The 19,523-nt window shown below is 65.3% G+C and carries 15 protein-coding genes; 5 read left to right on the top strand and 10 right to left on the bottom strand.

Annotated features, from left to right (window positions below; all coding sequences use genetic code 11):
• Positions 1 to 152: 152 nt before the first annotated feature.
• From VGN68_RS13890 to VGN68_RS13875, 4 genes are all read left to right on the top strand, one after another.
• Complete coding sequence (locus tag VGN68_RS13890; RefSeq protein WP_327477468.1) at positions 153 to 941, top strand: uracil-DNA glycosylase family protein; 789 nt, start codon at positions 153 to 155, stop codon at positions 939 to 941.
• A gap of 45 nt (positions 942 to 986) precedes the next feature.
• Positions 987 to 2,711: a lytic transglycosylase domain-containing protein gene (locus VGN68_RS13885; protein ID WP_327477467.1), complete on the top strand. Its 1,725-nt coding sequence runs from the start codon at positions 987 to 989 to the stop codon at positions 2,709 to 2,711.
• Complete coding sequence (gene moaB / locus VGN68_RS13880) at positions 2,701 to 3,225, top strand: molybdenum cofactor biosynthesis protein B (protein WP_327477466.1); 525 nt, start codon at positions 2,701 to 2,703, stop codon at positions 3,223 to 3,225. The genes VGN68_RS13885 and moaB overlap by 11 nt, the downstream gene beginning before the upstream one ends.
• Before the next feature lie 136 nt (positions 3,226 to 3,361).
• Positions 3,362 to 4,450, top strand: a complete 1,089-nt coding sequence (locus tag VGN68_RS13875; RefSeq protein ID WP_414713045.1) for a PA0069 family radical SAM protein — start codon at positions 3,362 to 3,364, stop codon at positions 4,448 to 4,450.
• Between the two features lie 87 nt (positions 4,451 to 4,537).
• Here the strand turns inward: VGN68_RS13875 and VGN68_RS13870 are convergent, their stop codons facing one another.
• From VGN68_RS13870 to tpiA, 10 genes are all read right to left on the bottom strand, one after another.
• Positions 4,538 to 6,136: a long-chain fatty acid--CoA ligase gene (locus VGN68_RS13870; RefSeq protein WP_327477469.1), complete on the bottom strand. Its 1,599-nt coding sequence runs from the start codon at positions 6,134 to 6,136 to the stop codon at positions 4,538 to 4,540.
• Positions 6,137 to 6,389: 253 nt separating this feature from the next.
• Entirely contained in the window at positions 6,390 to 9,881 is a 3,492-nt protein-coding gene (gene dnaE, locus VGN68_RS13865) for a DNA polymerase III subunit alpha (protein WP_327477465.1), read from the bottom strand.
• 182 nt (positions 9,882 to 10,063) lie between these two features.
• On the bottom strand, positions 10,064 to 10,543 hold the full coding sequence (locus VGN68_RS13860) for a glutathione peroxidase (protein ID WP_327477464.1): 480 nt from the start codon (positions 10,541 to 10,543) through the stop codon (positions 10,064 to 10,066).
• Positions 10,544 to 10,547: 4 nt separating this feature from the next.
• Positions 10,548 to 11,135 carry a GNAT family protein gene (locus VGN68_RS13855; protein ID WP_327477463.1) on the bottom strand — a complete coding sequence of 196 codons (588 nt, stop codon included), beginning with the start codon at positions 11,133 to 11,135 and terminating at the stop codon, positions 10,548 to 10,550.
• 2 nt (positions 11,136 to 11,137) lie between these two features.
• Entirely contained in the window at positions 11,138 to 11,815 is a 678-nt protein-coding gene (locus tag VGN68_RS13850) for an ABC transporter ATP-binding protein (RefSeq protein WP_327477462.1), read from the bottom strand.
• Positions 11,808 to 13,058: a lipoprotein-releasing ABC transporter permease subunit gene (locus VGN68_RS13845; RefSeq protein ID WP_327477461.1), complete on the bottom strand. Its 1,251-nt coding sequence runs from the start codon at positions 13,056 to 13,058 to the stop codon at positions 11,808 to 11,810. Before VGN68_RS13845 ends, VGN68_RS13850 begins: the two co-directional genes overlap by 8 nt.
• Positions 13,059 to 13,538: 480 nt before the next feature.
• A complete protein-coding gene (locus VGN68_RS13840) occupies positions 13,539 to 14,222 on the bottom strand; it encodes a Crp/Fnr family transcriptional regulator (protein WP_327477460.1) in 684 nt (227 codons plus the stop codon).
• Between the two features lie 27 nt (positions 14,223 to 14,249).
• Positions 14,250 to 15,881 (bottom strand): CTP synthase, encoded by a 1,632-nt coding sequence (locus VGN68_RS13835; RefSeq protein ID WP_327477459.1) that lies wholly within the window; start codon positions 15,879 to 15,881, stop codon positions 14,250 to 14,252.
• A 106-nt stretch (positions 15,882 to 15,987) separates the two neighbouring features.
• On the bottom strand, positions 15,988 to 16,437 hold the full coding sequence (gene secG / locus VGN68_RS13830) for a preprotein translocase subunit SecG (RefSeq protein WP_327477458.1): 450 nt from the start codon (positions 16,435 to 16,437) through the stop codon (positions 15,988 to 15,990).
• Positions 16,438 to 16,675: 238 nt separating this feature from the next.
• Positions 16,676 to 17,425: a triose-phosphate isomerase gene (gene tpiA, locus VGN68_RS13825; RefSeq protein WP_327477457.1), complete on the bottom strand. Its 750-nt coding sequence runs from the start codon at positions 17,423 to 17,425 to the stop codon at positions 16,676 to 16,678.
• 178 nt (positions 17,426 to 17,603) lie between these two features.
• Between tpiA and VGN68_RS13820 the strand changes: the two genes are divergently transcribed.
• Positions 17,604 to 19,523, top strand: a 1,920-nt coding sequence (locus tag VGN68_RS13820) for a peptidylprolyl isomerase (protein WP_327477456.1), incomplete at its 3' end; no start/stop codon positions are given.

Raw genomic sequence — 19,523 nt, 5'->3', positions numbered from 1 at the left:
ACGTCATAGGGCATCGATTCCCGTTCGCTCACTTGGCTTACCCTTTCTGCCGTCCCGGCGCCGATCGTTCATCGTAAGCGGCGCTCATTCTGTCACGAAATGCGATGCCCGCCAATTGACGTGTCCGTCAACAGGCTGTTTGGATAAATCACATGGGTGGGTCACAATCAGCCTTGCTGGCGGAAAGCATAAGCGACTGGTGGTCGCTGGCGGGCGTCGATGCGCTGGTGGGCGAGGAACCGGCCGGTTGGCTCGTCCTGCCGCCAGCGAATGACGCTGCGGCACCGCGGCCGAAACCGACCATCGCCCCCGAACCCGAAGCGGCGCCGCTCCCCGCAATTCTCCAGCGTCAGGAAGCGCCACAAACAGTTGAAACGAAGGCGCCGGTCGTCTTTCCCGACGCGTGGGACGATTTTCAGCATTGGCTCGCGACCAGCGATGATGTCCCGGGCAGCCAGTGGGACGCGCGCCGCATTTTGCCCTTCGGCCAGACCAAAGCGCCGCTGATGCTGCTCACCGCCTGGCCCGAAATCGACGACCAGCGCGACGGCGCCTTGTTCACCGGCGCCGCGGGCCAACTGCTCGACGCCATGCTCCGCGCCATCGGGACGACGCGCGATGCCTGCTATGTTGCCAGCCTCGCCGTCACCCGCCCCGCGGGCGGGCGTTGCGACGGCGCTGAGGCGGCCGAACTCGACCGGCTGCTCTGGCATCACGTCCGGCTCGCCAACCCCGAACGGCTGCTTCTGATCGGCAGCGACATCGTCCGGATGGCGGCGGCGAGCGAATTGCCCGAAACACGCGGGAAGTTACTGAATATTAACCAAGATGGCGGCAAGGTGGAGACGGTGGCTGTGGCGCATCCTGCGATGCTCCTGGCCCGGCCCGCGCAAAAGGCGGCGGCATGGGACAGCCTGAAACTGCTCAACCGGGGACGTTGACAGATGAACATGATGACCAGGACTTTTCTTTCAGGCGCGATTTTGGTGGCCGCTCTTGCCGCCACACCCGTGATGGCGGCCGATGCCAGCAGCCGCGACGTCGTTGCGGCGCCGCAAACGGTGCCCGACATTCTGAACGCGAAACAGAAACAGCTCTACACGCAGGTGCTTACCGCGATCCGCGGCCAGCGCTGGGCCGATGCCAAGGCACTGCTCGACGGGTCGGATAACAGCCCGCTTACCGATTTCCTGCGCGCCGAACTGCTGACCGCCCCCAACAGCCCGCGCGCCGAAGTCGCCGACATTCTGCCGATCCTGTCGCGCTCGCCCTATCTGCCGCAGGCCGAACAGCTCGGGCGCCTCGCCACCAAGCGCGGCGCCACCGACCTGCCGTCGCTTCCTTCCCAGGCCCGCCTCGCCTGGGCTGGCAGCGCCCCGCGCCGTCTGGGCGCCGACGCGGTCAGCAGCGATCCCGTCGCCGCCGCGCTGACCCGCACTATTCCCGACCGGATCAAGAACGACGATCCCGCGGGCGCCGAAGCCTTGCTGAATGCGGTCGCCGACCGGCTAACCCCCGAAGCCCGCGACGAATGGCGCCAAAAGGTCGCCTGGTCCTATTATATCGAAAATGATGATGCGAACGCACTGCGCCTCGCCGCTGAATGTTCGGGCGGGCGTAGCGCATGGTCGACGCAGGGCGCCTGGGTTCAGGGTCTCGCTGCGTGGCGCACCCGTGACTATCCCACCGCGCTAACCGCCTTTGACCGCGTATCGCGCGAGGCGCCCGACAGCGAACTTCGGGCCGCCGCCTATTATTGGGCCGCCCGCGCCGCGATCGCTGCCGGCCAACCCGCTGCCGTGCAATCGCGCCTGCGCGCCGCCGCCGCCAATGAAGAAACCTTTTACGGAATGCTCGCGGTTGAAACGCTCGGCGTCGCGACGAACAGCCAGCGCGAGCTCGTCCGCGCCGACCGCTCCGCCTGGCGCGCACTCGAAAACCTGCCCAACGTCCGCGCCGCGATGGCACTCGCCGAAATTGGCGAAGACAAATATGCCGACGCCGTGCTGCGCCATCAATCGCGGATCGGCGATATGCGCCAGCATGAGCAGTTGCTCGCCATGGCGGGCGCGCTCAGCTTGCCCGAAACGCAGCTCTACCTCGCCCACAACACGCCGCAGGGCCGCAAGCCCGCCGCACACGCACGCTATCCGCAGCCCAAATGGGAACCCAATGGCGGGTGGAAGGTCGATCCGGCGCTCGTCTTTGCCCACACCCTCCAGGAATCGCGCTTCCAGCGCGCCGTCGTCAGCCCGGCGGGCGCCAAGGGATTGATGCAGGTGCGTCCCGGCACCGCGCGCGACGTCGCGCGCTGGCGCGGCGACACCATCGACACGCGCGACCTGTCGATCCCCGCGGTCAACATGGATATGGGGCAAAGTTACCTGCAATATCTCGCCCGCGATGCCTCGACCGGCGGCCAGCTGCCCAAGGTGATCGCCGCGTACAACGCCGGCCCTGCCCCGATCGCGCGCTGGCAGTCCGAAATCCGCGACAATGGCGACCCGCTGCTGTATATGGAGTCGATCCCCTATTGGGAAACGCGCGGCTATGTCGGCATCGTGCTGCGCAACTACTGGATGTACGAAGCGCAGCAGGGCAAGCCATCGGTCAGCCGCGCCGCGCTGGCGCAGGGCAAATGGCCGCGCTTCCCCGACAGCAAGGACCGCACCCGGCTGACCTGGGCGGGCGGCCTGGCCAATGCCGATTGACGAAAGCCTGACCTTCAAACCGGTCCGGATCGCGCTCCTGACGATTTCGGACAGCCGCAGCGCGGCCGAAGACCGCTCGGGCGACAAGCTCGAAGAATTGCTGACCGCCGCGGGCCATAGCCTCGCCGCGCGCGCGATCATCAAAGACGAAACATCACTGATCGTATCGCGCCTCCACAACTGGATCGACGATCCGGACGTCGACGTTGTCATCACCACCGGCGGCACCGGGCTGACGGGCCGCGACGTGACGCCCGAGGCACTGCACCGGCTCGACGGCAAGGATATTCCCGGTTTCGGCGAACTGTTCCGCTGGCTCAGCTACCAGACGATCGGCACCTCGACGATCCAGTCGCGCGCCTGCGCGGTGGTCGCGCGCGGCACCTATATCTTCGCGCTGCCGGGTTCGACCGGCGCGGTCACCGACGCGTGGGAAGGCATTTTGGCGACCCAGCTCGATAGTCGGCACAGACCGTGCAATTTCGTGGATTTGATGCCGCGGTTGATCGAGTAACTCCCACTCCGTCATCCCGGCGAAGGCCGGGATCTCGCCCTATCGTCACCCATCACCGGTGAGATCCCGGCCTTCGCCGGGATGACGATGTAATATTGTTCTTTCTTTGTTCCCATCGCCGCGATATCCTCGCTCGGTGGAACCCACCAAACCCCTCCCCCCGATCTCCGGTCGCGGCGCGCCCGCCAACCCGCGCCCGACCCGCACCGGATCTCTCGACCGCGAGCCCGACGGCGACGGGCTCGACACCTCCGAACTGGTTGACGGCGCGGCGCCTCCACTCCGTACCACCGTCACCGTCGAACATCCCAAAACGATCATCGCGCGCAACAATTCGCCGGACATCGGTTTCGACCGGTCGATCAACCCTTACCGCGGTTGCGAGCATGGCTGCATCTATTGCTACGCCCGCCCGACCCACGCCTTTCACGACCTATCCCCCGGCCTCGATTTCGAAAGCCGGCTCTTCGCCAAACCCGACGCGGCCAAACTGCTACGCGCCGAACTCGCCAAGCGCGGCTACACCCCCGCCCCGCTGGCGATCGGCACCAACACCGACGGCTACCAACCGATCGAGCGCGAATGGGGCATCACCCGCTCGGTGATCGAGGCGCTTGCTGAGACCCGCCACCCGCTGCTCATCACCACCAAGTCCGACCGGCTGCTCCGCGACATCGACCTGCTCGCGACGATGGCGCGCGACAATCTCGTCGGCGTCGCGATCTCGGTTACGACGCTCGACCCCGCGCTCGCGCGCACCTTGGAACCCCGGGCGCCGCACCCCAAACGCCGCCTCGCCGCGATCCGTGCGCTGATCGACGCCGGGGTGCCGACGCAGGTCAATATCTCACCGATCATCCCCGCAATCACCGATCACGAGATCGAGGCGATCATGGCCGCCGCTGCACAGGCTGGCGCCATCCGCGCCTCCTACATCCTGATGCGCCTGCCCCACGAAGTGGCGCCCCTGTTCCGCGCGTGGCTCGCCGCCCACTACCCCGACCGCGCCGACAAGGTGATGCACATGGTGCAGGACATCCGCGGCGGCCGCGACAATGACGCGGGGTTCTTCACCCGCATGAAGGGCCAGGGCGTGTGGGCGCAGCTCATTCGCGCCCGCGTTAAGCGCGCGGCGAGGGAGCATGGGATGGACCGCAGATTCCCGCCGCTGCGGTCGGATTTGTTCAGGCCGCCCGAGCGGGACGGACAGATGGAGTTGTTCTAGTCCTCGTCATTGCGAGCGAAGCGAAGCAATCCAGAGCGGTTTACGCGACGCTGGATTGCTTCGCTTCGCTCGCAATGACGAAGTGTTTTACACCCCCGCCAACGACTTCAGCTTATAATCCTTATAATCATCGCGGATCTGCCGCTTCAAAATCTTCCCCGTCGCCGTATGCGGCAACTCGTCGACAAACACGATCTCGTCGGGCAGCCACCATTTGGCGATCTTGTCCTTCAGATAATCGACGATGCTCGCCTCGCTCACCTCGGCCCCAGGTTTCTTGACGATCAGCAGGATCGGCCGCTCGTCCCACTTCGGGTGATAGACGCCCACCGCTGCGGCCTCCTGCACCCCCGGCGCACCCACCGCGGCATTTTCCAGTTCGATCGACGAAATCCATTCGCCGCCCGACTTGATCACATCCTTCGCCCGGTCGGTGATCTGCATGACGCCGTCGGGGTGGATCACCGACACGTCGCCCGTATCGAACCAGCCGTCGGCGTCCGCCGCATCGGCATCGGCTTTGAAATAGCGCTGGATGATCCACGGGCCGCGGCATTGCAGCCGCCCGCTCGTCACGCCGTCACGCGGTAGTTCCTTATCTTCGTCATCAACGATGCGCAGCTCGACCCCGAACGGCGGACACCCCTGCCGCGCCACAACATCGACGCGCTCGTCGAAACTCATCTCGTCCCAGTTCCACGGCCGCTTGCCCATCGTCCCGATCGGGCTGGTCTCGGTCATCCCCCACGCATGGCCGACGTCGATCCCGGCGCGCATAAACCGTTCGATCATCGCGCGCGGGCACGCCGAGCCGCCGATGATGACGCGGTGAAGCTTGCCATAGTCGATCCCGGTCGCGTCCATATGCGCGAACATCGCAATCCACACCGTCGGCACCCCGGCGCTGTGCGTCACGCCTTCCTGATGCATCAGGTCGCACAGCACCGCCGCGTCGTTGGTCGCCGAAAAGACGAGTTTTGCCCCCACCGTCGCGGCCGCAAAGGGAATGCCCCAGCTGTTGGCGTGGAACATCGGCACGATCGGCAGGATCACGCTGCGGTTCGACATATCGAATACGTCGGGCTGAATCTCGGTGATCGCGTGGATGACGTTGGAGCGATGCTCGTACAGCACGCCCTTTGGATTGCCCGTCGTGCCGCTGGTGTAGCACAGCCCGACCGGGTCGCGCTCGTCCAGATCGACCCACTCAAAGCTGCCGCCTTCGGCATCGATCAGGTCGCGGTACGACTTGTAATCCCCCTGCGCGGGCGCGTCGAACAATATGAAATGCTCGACCGTCGGCAACTGGCTGCGCAGCCGCTCGACGATCGGCAGGAACATCGCATCGAACAGCAGCACGCGGTCTTCGGCATGGTTGATGATATAGACCAGCTGTTCGTCGAACAGCCGCGGGTTCACCGTGTGCAGCACCCCGCCCATGCCCGCGCTGCCGTACCAGCTGACCAGATGGTGGCCATGGTTCATCGCCAGCGTCGCGATGCGGTCGCCCTTGGTCATCCCGAGCTTGACCATCGCCGCGGCAAAGCGCCGCGCGTCCTGCCCGACCTCGCCCCAGTTCGATCGCGTGATGCTGCCATCGCCCCAGCGCGACACGATCTCGCGCCCCGCATGTTCGCGCGCGGCATGGTCGATCAGGCTGGTGACCAGCAGCGGCTGGCTCTGCATTCCGGACATTTGGGCATTCCTCTCTTGTTTCCCCAAGGGATAAGGCGAGGACGGTCCGTGTGGCAAGGGGGCATCGAAAACTGGCGATCCTCCCTGTGGCGCAGCCATGGGGGAGTCGCAGACGGCGCGTAGCGCCAGCGGGACCGCCGCGAAGCGGTGGTGGAGCGGCCGCGACGGTAGTGTGAAAGCCCCTCCGTCAGCGCTTCGCGCTGCCACCTCCCCATCGCTGCGCGACAGGGAGGATCAGCTATGCCTATCCGCGCACCCGAAAATCGCGCGGCGTCACCAGCGACAGCGCGGTTTCGCTGACCCCGGCGACGGTTTCGAGCCGCGATACGACATCGGCGCCAAGCGCGAAACGGCGCCCCAGGCATATCCTGATCTCGCCGCCGGTGTCGGGATCCTCCACCACGAGGATCACTTTGCCGCGCGCATCGTCGCGCTTTTCCAGCAGCCGCGCCATGTCGGCAATCGCCTCGGGCAATGTCACGCGGCACGTCAGCTCCAACGCCGCGGTTGCCGCAATCTCGGCCAGCGGCTGCGCCCCGCGCACCGTCACCCGCGGCGTTTCTTCGCCTTCGAGCAGGTCGAGCTCGACCGACAGGATCGCGCAGCCGCCGTCGACCGCCAGCGTTTCCAGCAGCTTGCATGTCTGCTCGTCGAAACAGCTCGACTGGAATTGCCCGCTGCGGTCGGACAGCGTCAAATTCAGGAACCGGTTGCCGCGCTGCGACACCCGCGCTTTCGCATTTTCCACCATGCCCGCCATCATCATCGGGATCCGCGTTCCCGGCGTCATTTCGACCTGCGAGCAGATGTCGCCATAGGTCCGCGCGCCTCTCGCGGCGACGATCGCCTCATATTGCTCGACCGGGTGCGACGAGAAATAGAAACCGAACGCCTCCTTCTCGCGCGTCATCCGCTCGGCGAGCGTCCATGGTTCGGCGGTCGGCAGTTGCAGCACCGGCGCGACGTCGATGTCGCCGCCGAACAATCCGCCCTGCCCGGTCGACCGCTCGTGCGCCGAGCTGTTGGCGCAGGCGAGCAGGCTTTCGGCCCCGGCATAGGCGCGCGGGCGATTGGGCTCGATACTGTCGAACGCCCCCGCCCCCGCCAGCGCCTCGATCTGCCGCCGGTTAAGCAGCTTGGGATCGATCCGGTTGGCGAAATCGTCGAGGCTGGCAAAATCGCCCTTCGCGCGCCGCTCGGCAACCAGTGCCTCCATCGCCTTCTCGCCGACGCCTTTCAGCGCGCCGAGCGCAAACCGCACCGTCAGGTCTTCGCCGCTTTGCCCGACCGAAAAATCGGCCTCGCTCTCGTTGATCGACGGCGGCGCCACCGCAATGCCCGACCGGCGCATATCGTCGATAAAGATCGACAATTTATCGGTTTGGTGGCTGTCGAACGACATCGACGCGGCGAAAAATTCGTGCGGATAATGCGCCTTCAGCCATGCCGTCTGATACGACAGCAACGCATATGCGGCGGCATGGCTCTTGTTGAAGCCATAGCCCGCAAATTTGTCGATCAAGTCGAACAGCTCGTTCGCCGCCTTCGGCGCGATCTGGTTATGCTCGCCGCACCCTTTGACAAAGGTGTCGCGCTGCGCGTCCATTTCGGACTGCACCTTCTTGCCCATCGCACGGCGCAGGAGGTCGGCGCCGCCGAGGCTGTAACCGGCCAGTATCTGCGCCGCCTGCATCACCTGTTCCTGATAGACGAAGATGCCATAGGTTTCGGCGAGAATGCCCTCGAGCAACGGGTGCGGATAAGCGATCGGCTCGCGCCCGTTCTTGCGCGCGCCGAACAGTGGGATATTGTCCATCGGCCCCGGGCGGTAGAGCGCGACGAGCGCGATGATGTCTCCGAAATTGGTCGGTTTGACCGCCGACAGCGTGCGCCGCATCCCTTCGGATTCCAGCTGGAACACTCCGACCGTCTCACCGCGCTGGAGCAATTCATACACAGCGCTGTCGTCCCAGCTCAGCGTGTCGAGATCGACGTCGATCCCGCGCAGCGCCAGCAACCGCCGCGCTTCTTTCAGCACCGACAGCGTCTTCAAACCTAGAAAGTCGAACTTCACCAATCCCGCGCTTTCGACATATTTCATGTCGAACTGCGTCACCGGCATGTCCGAGCGCGGGTCGCGATAGAGCGGCACCAGCTGGTCGAGTGGACGATCGCCGATGACGACACCCGCCGCATGAGTCGAGCTGTGGCGCGGCAAGCCCTCCAGCTGGCGCGCCATGTCGAACAGGCGGCGTACCCCGTCATCTTGCTTATATTCGGTCATCAGCTCGCTGACGCCATTCAATGCACGTTCGAGCGTCCACGGATCGGTCGGATGGTTGGGCACCAGCTTCGCCAGCCGGTCGACCTGGCCATAGCTCATCTGGAGCACGCGCCCGGTATCTTTGAGCACCGCGCGCGCCTTCAGCTTCCCGAAGGTGATGATCTGCGCGACGGTATCGCGGCCATATTTTTCCTGCACGTAACGAATGACTTCGCCGCGCCGCGTTTCGCAGAAATCGATGTCGAAGTCGGGCATCGACACGCGCTCAGGATTGAGGAAGCGTTCGAACAGCAAGCCGAGTTTCAGCGGATCGAGATCGGTGATCGTCAGCGCCCACGCGACCACCGAACCCGCACCCGAACCGCGCCCCGGCCCGACCGGAATATCCTGCGCCTTCGCCCATTTGATGAAGTCGGCGACGATCAGGAAGTAGCCGGGGAACCCCATCTGGGTGATCACCCCGACTTCGAAATTCAGCCGGTCGATATAGGTCTGCCGCTCCTCGTCCGTCAGCTCGGCATAGAGCGCCAGCCGCGCGTCGAGACCGTCGCGGGCATCGCGCGCCAGTTGCGCCGCCTCGGCCTCGCGGTCGCCCGCCAGGCTCGGCAGGATCGGGGCGCGGTTCGGCGCCATGAACGCACAGCGCTGCGCGACCACCAGGCTGTTGCGCATCGCCTCGGGCAGGTCCGAAAACGCATCCTCCATCGCCTCGGCGGGCTTCAGCCACGCCTCGGGACTGCTCACCCGGCGGTCGGTGCTTTCGACGTAGGCCGACTGCGCGATACACAGCATCGCGTCGTGCGCGGGGTGGAATTGCGGCTCGACAAAGCTCGCGGGATTGGTCGCGACCAGCGGCAGGGCGCGCGCATAGGCGAGATCGATCAACGCCTTTTCGGCGGCGATCTCGGCCGCATCGCCGCGCCGCGACATTTCGATATAGAGCCGCCCCGCAAACAGCGCCTCCAGCTGCTCGACATAATCGTTCGCCGCTGTCACCTGCTCGCCCGCCAGCAAGCGCGTCAGCGCGCCCTCGCCGCCCGCGGTCAGGCAGATCAGCCCGTCGGTTCGTCCCGCCATGTCGGCCAGCGTGACGTGCGGGTCCATCTCGACGGGTCGGCCCAGATGCGCGTGCGACACGAGCGCGCACAGATTGCCATAGCCCGTCTCGTCCTGCGCATAGAGCGCCAGCCAGTCGATCTGCGGCGCGCCGTTCGCCAGCCGCTGCCCCGGCCGCGCGACGCTCAGCAGCGCCCCGACAATCGGCTGCACCCCCGCCGCCTTGCACGCATCGCCAAACGCCATCGCACCGTACAGCCCGTTGCGGTCGCAGATCGCAATCGCCGGAAACCCCCGCTCGCGCGCCGCCTTGGCAATCGCCTTCGGCTCGATCGCCCCTTCGAGCATCGTGTAACTGGAAAAGACGCGCAGGGGGACAAAGGGGCTGTAGGCCATGATGGGGACGCTAGGCATATGTGACGATTCGGGGAAGGCCCGAATACGCCCTCCCCTTCAGGGGAGGGCAGCGAAACTTGGCAGCTTGCTGCCTAGTCGCAGCGGGTGGGGTTTCGCGGCCTTGCGCCACCCCGACAGACCCCACCCCAACCCCTCCCCTCAAGGGGAGGGGCTTTGCAAATCTACCCCAACAATTCCTCAATCTCTTTCCGCAGCTGCTCCGGCTTGGTCGTCGGCGCATGCCGCGACACCACCTTGCCGTCGCGATCGACCAGAAACTTGGTGAAGTTCCACTTGATCCCGCTGCCGAGCAGCCCGGTCTTTTCCTGCTTCAGATGCTTGAAGATCGGATCGGCATCATCGCCATTGACGTCGATCTTCGCCATCACCGGAAAGCTGACGTCATAGGTCAGCGAACAAAAATTCGCGATTTCGGCCGCATCGCCCGGTTCCTGTGCCCCGAACTGGTTGCACGGAAAGGCCAGCACCTCGAACCCGCGATCTTTATACTCGCGGTACAGCTCTTCCAGCCCTTCATATTGCGGCGTGAAGCCGCATTTGGACGCCGTGTTGACGATCAGCAGCACCTTGCCGGCATAGGGTGACAGATCGCCCATCGTTCCATCGGCCAGTCGAACGGGAAAGTCGGTGAGCTTGGTCATTTTTCTACTCCTTGTATCGCGCCAGTCGATCGTCGAGACTGGCACGAACGCCGGGCCATTCGGACGCGATGATCGAATAAACCACCGAATCGCGGATATGGCCATCCGCCATCATCAGATGTCCGCGCAGAACGCCGTCGAGCTTGGCGCCAAGCCGCTCGATCGCGACGCGCGAGCGATGGTTCAGCCAGTCGGTGCGCAACTGAACGACATGGCAGCCGAGCGTGTCGAAAGCATGGGCCAGCAGCATCCGCTTCGCTTCGGTGTTGAGGCCGGTGCGCTGGACCCGCGGCGCATAGATGGTACCGCCGATTTCCACCCGGCGATGGGCTTTGGCCATGCGCATCAAGCGCGTCGTGCCCGCAATGGCGCCTTCGCTGTCGAGTACCGCGAATGCCATGGTGCGATACGCGGCAGTTTCCGCCCAAATGCGCGCAAACCAGTCATCGTCGGGCGATGTGGGGACGCCGGTGGTGAATTGACCGGCTAGCGGAGTCAGCACCTTTACCAATGCCGACGCGTCGTCGTGTTCCAGCGGGCGAAGCGTGACATGCTTGCCGCGCAGCGTCGGCGGGTCGGTCCACGCGCTCATGCCTACGTCTCGATCCGCCCGTCGTGCAAGCGCAGCACGCGGTCCATCCGCGCCGCCAGCCGCTCATTGTGCGTCGCGACCAGCGCCGCCGATCCATGATCGCGCACCAGCTTTACAAACTGGTCGAACACCCGGTCCGCCGTCGCCTCGTCCAGATTGCCCGTCGGCTCGTCGGCGAGCACCAGCAGCGGCCGGTTCGCCAGCGCGCGCGCCACCGCGACGCGCTGCTGCTCACCCCCCGACAGCTTGCTCGGCTTATGCTGCAACCGCTCGCCGAGGCCCAGCCGCCCCAGCAGGTCGGCGGCGCGCTCCTCGGCCTCCGCCTGCCCCGCGCCGCGGATCAGCTGCGGCAGGACGACATTCTCGATCGCGTTGAAATCGGGGAGCAAATGGTGGAATTGATAGACGAAGCCGATCTTCTCGCGCCGCGTCTTGGTCCGCTCGCCCTGCTCATATTGCGTCACGTCGGCGCCATCGATGCGGATCGTCCCGTCGAACCCGCCTTCGAGCAGCCCGACCGCCTGCAACATCGTCGACTTGCCCGACCCCGACGGCCCGAGCAGCGCGACGATCTCGCCGCGCTTCAGATGCGCATCGACCCCGCGCAACACGTCGATCGTCACATCGCCCTGCGTGAAACTGCGCTTGAGCGCGGTCAGTTCGAGGATCATGTCACTCATAACGCAGCACCTGCACCGGATCGGTATTCGCCGCCTTGAACGCGGGATAGAGCGTCGCGAGGAAGCTGAACACCACCGCCATCAGCGCAATCCCGGCAATCTCGAACGGGTCGGGCTTCGACGGCAATTCGGTCAGGAAGCGGATCGACGGATCCCAGAGCGGCTGGCCGGTCAGAAACTCGACCCCGCGCAGCACGCCCTGCCGGAAATAGAGCAGCCCGAACCCGAGCGCCATGCCCATCAGCGTCCCGGCAATCCCGATCGACAGGCCAATCGCCATGAAGATACGCAGCACCGCATCGCGCGGCGCCCCCATCGTGCGCAGGATCGCCATGTCGCGCGTCTTGGCGCGCACCAGCATGATCAGTGACGACACGATGTTGAAGGCGGCGACCAGCACGATCAGCGACAGGATGACGAACATCGCAACCCGCTCGATCGACAGCGCCTCGAACAGGCTGCTGTTCATCTGCCGCCAGTCCGAAACCACCGCCTGCGCCGCGACCTTTTCTTTCAGCGGCGCCAATATCTCGCCGACCTTGTCGGGGTCGGTCACCTTGACCTCGATCATCCCGACCTGATCGCCGGTCAGCAGCAGCAACTGCGCATCCTCCATCGGCATCACGACATAGGCCTTGTCGAAATCATAGACGCCGATCTCGAACACCGCGGTCACGCGGTAACTGATCTCGCGCGGCACGGTGCCGAACGGCGTCGGGCGCCCCTGCGGGTTGATGATCGTCAGGTTCGACCCGACCGTCGCGCCCAGGTTGCGCGCCAACTCGCTGCCGATCGCGACATTGCCGGCATTGGCGGTCAGCGTGGCCAGATTGCCCTGCAGCACCTTGGCGCCCAGCGTGTCGTTGTCGCGGATGTCCGCCACCGTCATCCCGCGCACCAGCACCGCCTCGACCCGCCCGCCAAAGGTCGCGAGCAAAGGCTGTTCAATCAGCGGTGTTGCCGATACCACATCCGGCGTCGCCTTCGCCTGTTTCAGCACATCGCGCCAGTCGTCGAGCCGGCCGCCAAAGCCCTGCACCACCGCATGGCCATTGAGCCCGACGATCTTGTCGAACAGGTCGGCGCGCACCCCGTTCATCACGCTCATCACGATCACCAGCGCCGCCACGCCCAGCGTGACCGCAACAAAGCTGAACGCCGCAGCGACAAAGATGAACCCTTCGCCGCGCTGCGGAAGCATATAGCGTTTGAAGATGGTGCGTTCATATGGACGCAGGATCATGGAGCAATCGGCCTTTGCGGCGCATGTGGGATGACACGCATCCCGCCGCTTTACGCAGCACCGGCAACGCTGGCAATGGGCGCCCGCATGACGTCATCTTGCGAGCGAGTCGCAGAATATGTTGCCCATCAGCCACAGCGGCAGTCAAAAGTGCCGCCCAACGGCTTCCACAGGGTGACAAACGGGGCCCGTGCGCCTAGCCCCATGACTTCTGGATCAAGCGGCCCCAAGGCCCGGTTCCAGGGAGTGCAGGCCTTTCGCCGGGCTTGCAACAAAAGGGGATGGCGAGTGTTCGTCAACACGCGCCCGGGTCTCGAAAGAGGCCCGGGCGTTGTGATTCCGACGCTGAGCGTCTCCCCAATGGCCCCCATCCGCATCGTCACCCCGGACTTGATCCGGGGTCCATGACTTCGACGCAGCAGCGGATCCCGGCTCAGTCCGGGATGACGACGAAGGATAGACGGGCTTTATGCCGATCCCTTACCCCTCGCTCTCGCTGATATCCTCCAGCATGGCGGTATCGAGCACCCTTACCCGCCCCTGCTCCAGCGAAATCACCCCCGATTCCTCCCAGCTTTTCAGCTGGCGGTTGATATGCTCGCGGCTCATCCCGGCAAAATTGCCCAGCTCGGTCTGGCTCAATTCAACGCGGTGTGACGCCTCGACATCCTTGTGGATCAGGCGTTTCAGATAGCGCGCCAGCCGCGGCCCCGACGCATAGGCGCGGTCGCTTTCGATCGTCTGGTCGGCAGTGCGCAGCCGCCGTGCGAGCTGTTGCATCAACGACCAGGCAAATTCGGGATGGCTCGCGGCAAAATCCTTGAGCGCGTTGCGCCCCAGTTGCAGCGCGCTCCCCGCGCTCGTCGCGGTCACCGATGCGGTGCGTTCGCCGCCATCGAGCAGCGCGATCTCGCCCAGCACCGCACCGGGTTCGGCATAGGCCAGCACGATCTCGCGCCCGCCGCCGGTCAGCATCGACACGCGCGCCGTGCCCTGGGTCAGGATCAGCATCATGTCGCCGGGATCGCCCTGGACCAGCAATTCCTTGCCCTTGACGAAATTGACCTGGACCGCGCGGCTCGTGATGTCGGCCCAATCTTCGGCCGACAGGCCGGCAAAGATACTGTCGGGGCCCTGCAACTCGGCGAGTTTCGCGTGATCCATGCCCCTGATACCCCTTAATCCGAACGGTCAGACCAGCCGACTCTGCTTCACCGCCGCTTCGATAAAGCCCGCGAACAACGGATGCGGATCGAACGGCTTTGACTTGAGCTCCGGATGGAACTGCACACCGATAAACCACGGATGGTCCGGCCGCTCAACGATTTCCGGCAGCATGCCGTCAGGCGACATGCCCGAAAACACCAGTCCGCCCTTTTCCAGCCGCTCGCGATAGGCGCCGTTGACCTCGTAGCGATGGCGGTGGCGCTCGCTGATGTCGTTGGCGCCATAGACGGCCGCGACATGGCTGTTCGGCGACAGTTTCGCGTCATAGGCGCCCAGCCGCATCGTGCCGCCCATGTCGGTGTTGGCGCCGCGCTTTTGCAGCCCTTCGGCGCTCATCCATTCGGTGATCAGGCCGACCACCGGCTCGTCGGTCTTGCCGAATTCGGTGCTCGACGCGTCGGCAATGCCGCTGGTGTTCCGCGCCGCCTCGATGCACGCCATCTGCATCCCCAGACAGATGCCAAAAAAGGGCACGTTACGCTCGCGCGCGAAACGCACGCTCGAAATCTTCCCTTCGGACCCGCGCTCGCCGAACCCGCCAGGCACCAAAATGCCGTGGAGCGGCTCCAGATTGGCCGCGAGATCCTCGTCGCGCTCGAACATTTCGGCGTCGAGCCAGCGGATATTGACCTTCACCCGGTGCGCCATGCCGCCATGGACCAGCGCTTCGTTCAGCGATTTATAGGCATCGGGCAGCGACACATATTTGCCGACGACGCCGATCGTCACCTCACCCTCGGGGTGCTGCTTGCGGTCCATGATGTCGTACCAGCGCGATAGGTCGGGCGCGGGCGCGTCGTGGATGCCGAAATGCCGCAACACTTCATTGTCCAGCCCTTCGCCATGATATTGCACCGGCACCGAATAGATGCTGTCGGCGTCGAGCGCCGGGATCACCGCTTCTTTGCGCACGTTGCAGAATTGCGCGATCTTGGCGCGCTCGCCATCGGGCAGCGGCCGTTCGCAGCGGCAGAGCAGGATTTCCGGCTGCACGCCGAGCGAGGCGAGTTCGCGCACACTATGCTGCGTCGGCTTGGTCTTCAGCTCGCCCGCCGCGGCAATATAAGGTACCAACGTGACATGGACCGACAGCGTGTTGTCGCGCCCCTCTTCGTTGCGCAGCTGGCGGATCGCCTCGATGAACGGCAGCGATTCGATATCGCCCACGGTGCCGCCGATTTCGCACAGCACAAAATCCAGGTCGTCGAGTTCGGCGCGCGCGAAGGCTTTGATCGCGTCGGTCACATGCGGGACGACCTGCACCGTCGCACCGAGGTAATCGCCGCGGCGTTCCTTGGTGATGATCTGCTGATAGATGCGGCCCGAGGTGATATTGTCGCTCTGCCGCGCCGCAACGCCGGTGAAGCGCTCGTAGTGGCCAAGGTCGAGGTCGGTTTCCGCCCCGTCGTCGGTCACATAGACCTCGCCATGCTGATAGGGCGACATCGTGCCCGGATCGACGTTCAGATAGGGATCGAATTTCCGAATGCGGACACGATAGCCACGCGCTTGCAGCAGGGCGGCCAGACTTGCCGCCATCAAACCTTTGCCAAGCGAGGAGACCACGCCGCCGGTGATAAAAATGAACCGCGCCATGGGAGGAAAGACTTACTCAACGGGAGGGGGACGGCGCAAGCCGTCGAATCGCGTGACGCGGAATTTATTTCCGCCGCGCGGGCTTATCTGAAACCGAAACTGTCGGTTATTGCTTGGCGGGCGCCTGTGCCGGCGCCGGAGCGCTTTCCTGCGTCGCTGCTGCCGCAGCCGCGGCCAGCGGATCATCGCTCACCGGTGCAGGTGCCGCCGTCGCAGGCGCACTTTGCGTCGGCTGCGCCGGACCGGTCAGCGAAGACGTCGGCGCCGCGCCGCTGGTCTGCGCCGTTTTCGAAAGCGAGGTGTCGATCGTCGAACCGCCGCGACCGACCGAAGCCATCGCCGCCAACACGATCGACAGGCCGACGAACAGGCACGCGAGAATGGTCGTCGCCCGGGTCATGAAATCCGCCGCGCCGCGCGCCGACAACATCCCGCCGGGACTGCCACCGACGCCCAAACCGCCACCTTCCGACTTCTGCATCAGAATGACGCCGATCATCGCCGCGGCAACGAGCGCCTGCAGGACGAGAATGAAGGTGAAAAGGCTGGACATCATATTTTCCTGAACTTGCACGCCCTCAAACGGACCGCGCCCGCGGCGCACATAGAGACGAAGCGGCTTGGCTTCAAGCATATCGTCGCTCGCCCGACGATCTCCCTGTCGCGCAGCGATGGGGAGGTGGCAGCGCGAAGCGCTGACGGAGGGGCCATAGCGCAACGTCGCAGCCCCTCCACCATCGCCTGCGGCGACGGTCCTCCTCCCCATGGCTTCGTCACAGGGAGGATCGGGCTATTCACCCCAACGCCGCAGCCGCCGCCACAATCGGCAAGAACTTCCCCGCCGTCAGGCTCGCGCCGCCAACCAGCGCCCCGTCGACATCGCCCGCATCCAGCAACTCGGCCGCATTGTCACCATTCACCGACCCGCCATACAGCAACCGCATCTCCTCCGCCGCGGCGCCAAAGCGCGCCGCCAGTGCGCCGCGGATCGCCCCGTGCATCGCCGCGACATCGCCGACCGTCGGCACCAGCCCGGTCCCGATCGCCCAGATCGGCTCATAAGCGATTGCCAGCCGGTCGGCGGCAAATTCATCGGGAACCGATCCCGCAATCTGCGCCAGCACATGATCGATCGCGCCGCCCGATTCGCGCACCGCGCGCGGTTCGCCAACGCACAAAATCACCGACAGGCCAGCCGCCAGCCCAGCCTCGGCCTTGGCGCGCACATCGGCGTCGCTTTCACCGCACCCCTCGCGCCGCTCGCTATGCCCGACGATCACCAGGCTGGCGCCGGCATCGGCCAGCATCGGCGCCGCGACCGACCCGGTAAACGCACCCGACGATGCGATATGACAATCCTGCCCGCCCACCGCAGCGCCCGGCACCGCTGCGACCATCGCACCGATCAGCGTGAACGGCGGGCATAGCGCCACATCGACGCCGGGATGATCGCCCGCGGCAGCGAAAATCGCCTGCGCATCGGCGATCGTCGCAGACAGCCCGTTCATTTTCCAGTTGCCGATCACATATTTGCGCCGTGCCATTGCCGCGTCTCTCCCGCTGTCCGAATGATGCCAAAGCCCTAGCGGCGGGCGGGGGCGATAGGCAAGCCGTGTCGCACCGCCACGAAAAGCCCGTTTCGCGCCTTGATGCCGTGCCGCCGCGCCTCTAAAGCATCGCGCAATGGCGCACCCCCGCGCCCCGCCGAAAGATTGCCTGCCCATGATTACCGCCATCCGCCGCATGTTTTCCTCGACCATCGGCAAATTCCTTGCGCTGGCCTTCGTCGCCCTCGTCGGTGTGGCTTTCGCGCTCAGCGACGTCACCGGCAATTCGACCTTTGGCGGCATCGGCGGCGCCAACGTCGCCAAGGTCGGCGGCGAGGAAATCGGCGTGGGGGAGCTGCGCGACCGGGTCCGCCTCGCCTATAATCAGGCGCGACAGGACCAGCCGGGCATGACGATGGCTGCATTCGTCGAATCGGGCGGGCTCGACCAGGTGCTCGATCAGTTGATCGAAGGCATGGCCTTCGACCAGTTCGCGACCGAGATGGGCTTTGGCGTCAGCAAGCGGCTAATCGACGGCCGCATCGCCGATATTCCGGCTTTTGCAGGGGTGTCGGGCAGCTTTGACCAGACCCGTTTTGAAACCTTCCTGCGCGAAAATGGTTTGACCGAGGCGCGACTGCGCCGCGACCTGCGCCAGCAGCTGCTGATCGAACAGATCGCAGCCCCGATCGCCAGCATGCCGCGGCTCGCCCCCGGCATGGCGCAGCCCTATGCCGCGCTGCTGCTCGAACAGCGCCGGGGTCAGGCGACCTTCATTCCCGCCAGCGCCTTCGCGCCGACCGCCGACCCCGGCGACGCTGCGCTCAGAACCTACCTCACCCAAAACGCCGCCAAATTCACCCTACCCGAACGCCGCGTGATCCAATATGCGCTGTTCGATGCCGCCAGCGTGCCGGTTCCGGCGGTCACCGACGCCGAGATCGCCAAAGTCTATAAGGACAATGCCGCGCAATATGCGGCGAGCGAAACGCGCCGCTTTGCGCAGGTGATCGCGCCCGATCAGGCGACCGCCAACGCCCTCGCCGCCAAGGTGCGCAGCGGCACGTCGCTCGCCGCCGCGGCGCAGGCCGCGGGCCTGTCGGCCTCGACCACCGGCGACCTCACCCAATCCTCCTATGCCGCCACCAGCACCGCTGCGGCGGCCAAGGCCGCTTTTGCGGCCAAGCAGGGCGACCTGATCGGTCCAATCCAGACCGGCCTTGGTTGGAGCGTCGCGCGCGTCGAAAACGTCACCGCGCGTCCGGCGCGCAGCCTTGCCGACGCCAGCGCCGACATCCGCACCGAACTCGCCAAGAACAAGGCGAATGAGGCGATTGTCGATTATTACAACGCGATCCAGGACGCGGTGAACAGCGGCGCATCGATCGAGGAAATCGCCGCCGACCGCAAACTCACCCTCGCCACCACCCCCGCTCTGCTCCCCAGCGGCCGTGTCCCCGGCCAGCCCGCCTATACCCTGCCCGCCGAACTCGCGCCGCTGGTCAGCCAGGCGTTCCAGGGCGCGTCGGAAGGCGAAGGTCAGCTCGCCACGCTGGTCGAGAATGAGAAATTCGCGGTCTATGCGGTGAAATCGATCATTGCCGCCGCGCCGCCGCCCTTCGCGCAGATTCGCGCCGACCTGCTGACCGACTGGCGCTTTGCGCAGGGGCAGAAAGTCGCTCGTGACAAGGCCCGCGCGATCGTCAAGGCGGTCGAAGGCGGCCAGACGCTCGCCGCCGCCGTTGCCGCCGCGGGTCCGAACATCGGCAGCGTCCAGACGATCGGCGGACGCCGCGGCGAGCTTGGCCAGAACGGTCAACGGGTGCCGCCCGAACTCTCGCTGCTGTTCTCGATGGCCAAGAACAGCGTCAAGACTCTCGAAATTCCCGGCAACCGCGGCTGGATGGTGATCGCACTCGCCGACGTTCAGCGCCCCGATCCCAAGTCGATCGAGCCCGCCCGCGTCGCCGCGATCGCCCAGCCGCTCGCGCCCGCCTTTGGCAACGAGCTGATCGAACAGCTCGCCGGCGAAGCCAAGCGCCGCGTCGGGGTGACGATCAACAAGGAACTGGTCGAACAGCTGCGCCAGGAACTC

The sequence above is a fragment of the Sphingopyxis sp. genome, assembly GCF_035998965.1.
In the GTDB taxonomy this organism is placed as follows: domain Bacteria; phylum Pseudomonadota; class Alphaproteobacteria; order Sphingomonadales; family Sphingomonadaceae; genus Sphingopyxis.
The sequence above is the reverse complement of the archived record's forward strand: the minus strand, read 5'-3'. Positions and strand labels throughout refer to the sequence as shown.

What these genes read in the sequence shown, in the direction of transcription:
- VGN68_RS13890 (WP_327477468.1), top strand. Translation starts at nt 153, where the DNA reads ATGGGTGGGTCACAATCAGCCTTGCTGGCGGAAAGCATAAGCGACTGG.
- moaB (WP_327477466.1), top strand. Translation starts at nt 2,701, where the DNA reads ATGCCGATTGACGAAAGCCTGACCTTCAAACCGGTCCGGATCGCGCTC.
- VGN68_RS13870 (WP_327477469.1), bottom strand. Translation starts at nt 6,136, where the DNA reads ATGCAGAGCCAGCCGCTGCTGGTCACCAGCCTGATCGACCATGCCGCG.
- dnaE (WP_327477465.1), bottom strand. Translation starts at nt 9,881, where the DNA reads ATGGCCTACAGCCCCTTTGTCCCCCTGCGCGTCTTTTCCAGTTACACG.
- VGN68_RS13860 (WP_327477464.1), bottom strand. Translation starts at nt 10,543, where the DNA reads ATGACCAAGCTCACCGACTTTCCCGTTCGACTGGCCGATGGAACGATG.
- VGN68_RS13855 (WP_327477463.1), bottom strand. Translation starts at nt 11,135, where the DNA reads ATGAGCGCGTGGACCGACCCGCCGACGCTGCGCGGCAAGCATGTCACG.
- VGN68_RS13850 (WP_327477462.1), bottom strand. Translation starts at nt 11,815, where the DNA reads ATGAGTGACATGATCCTCGAACTGACCGCGCTCAAGCGCAGTTTCACG.
- VGN68_RS13845 (WP_327477461.1), bottom strand. Translation starts at nt 13,058, where the DNA reads ATGATCCTGCGTCCATATGAACGCACCATCTTCAAACGCTATATGCTT.
- VGN68_RS13840 (WP_327477460.1), bottom strand. Translation starts at nt 14,222, where the DNA reads ATGGATCACGCGAAACTCGCCGAGTTGCAGGGCCCCGACAGTATCTTT.
- VGN68_RS13835 (WP_327477459.1), bottom strand. Translation starts at nt 15,881, where the DNA reads ATGGCGCGGTTCATTTTTATCACCGGCGGCGTGGTCTCCTCGCTTGGC.
- secG (WP_327477458.1), bottom strand. Translation starts at nt 16,437, where the DNA reads ATGATGTCCAGCCTTTTCACCTTCATTCTCGTCCTGCAGGCGCTCGTT.
- tpiA (WP_327477457.1), bottom strand. Translation starts at nt 17,425, where the DNA reads ATGGCACGGCGCAAATATGTGATCGGCAACTGGAAAATGAACGGGCTG.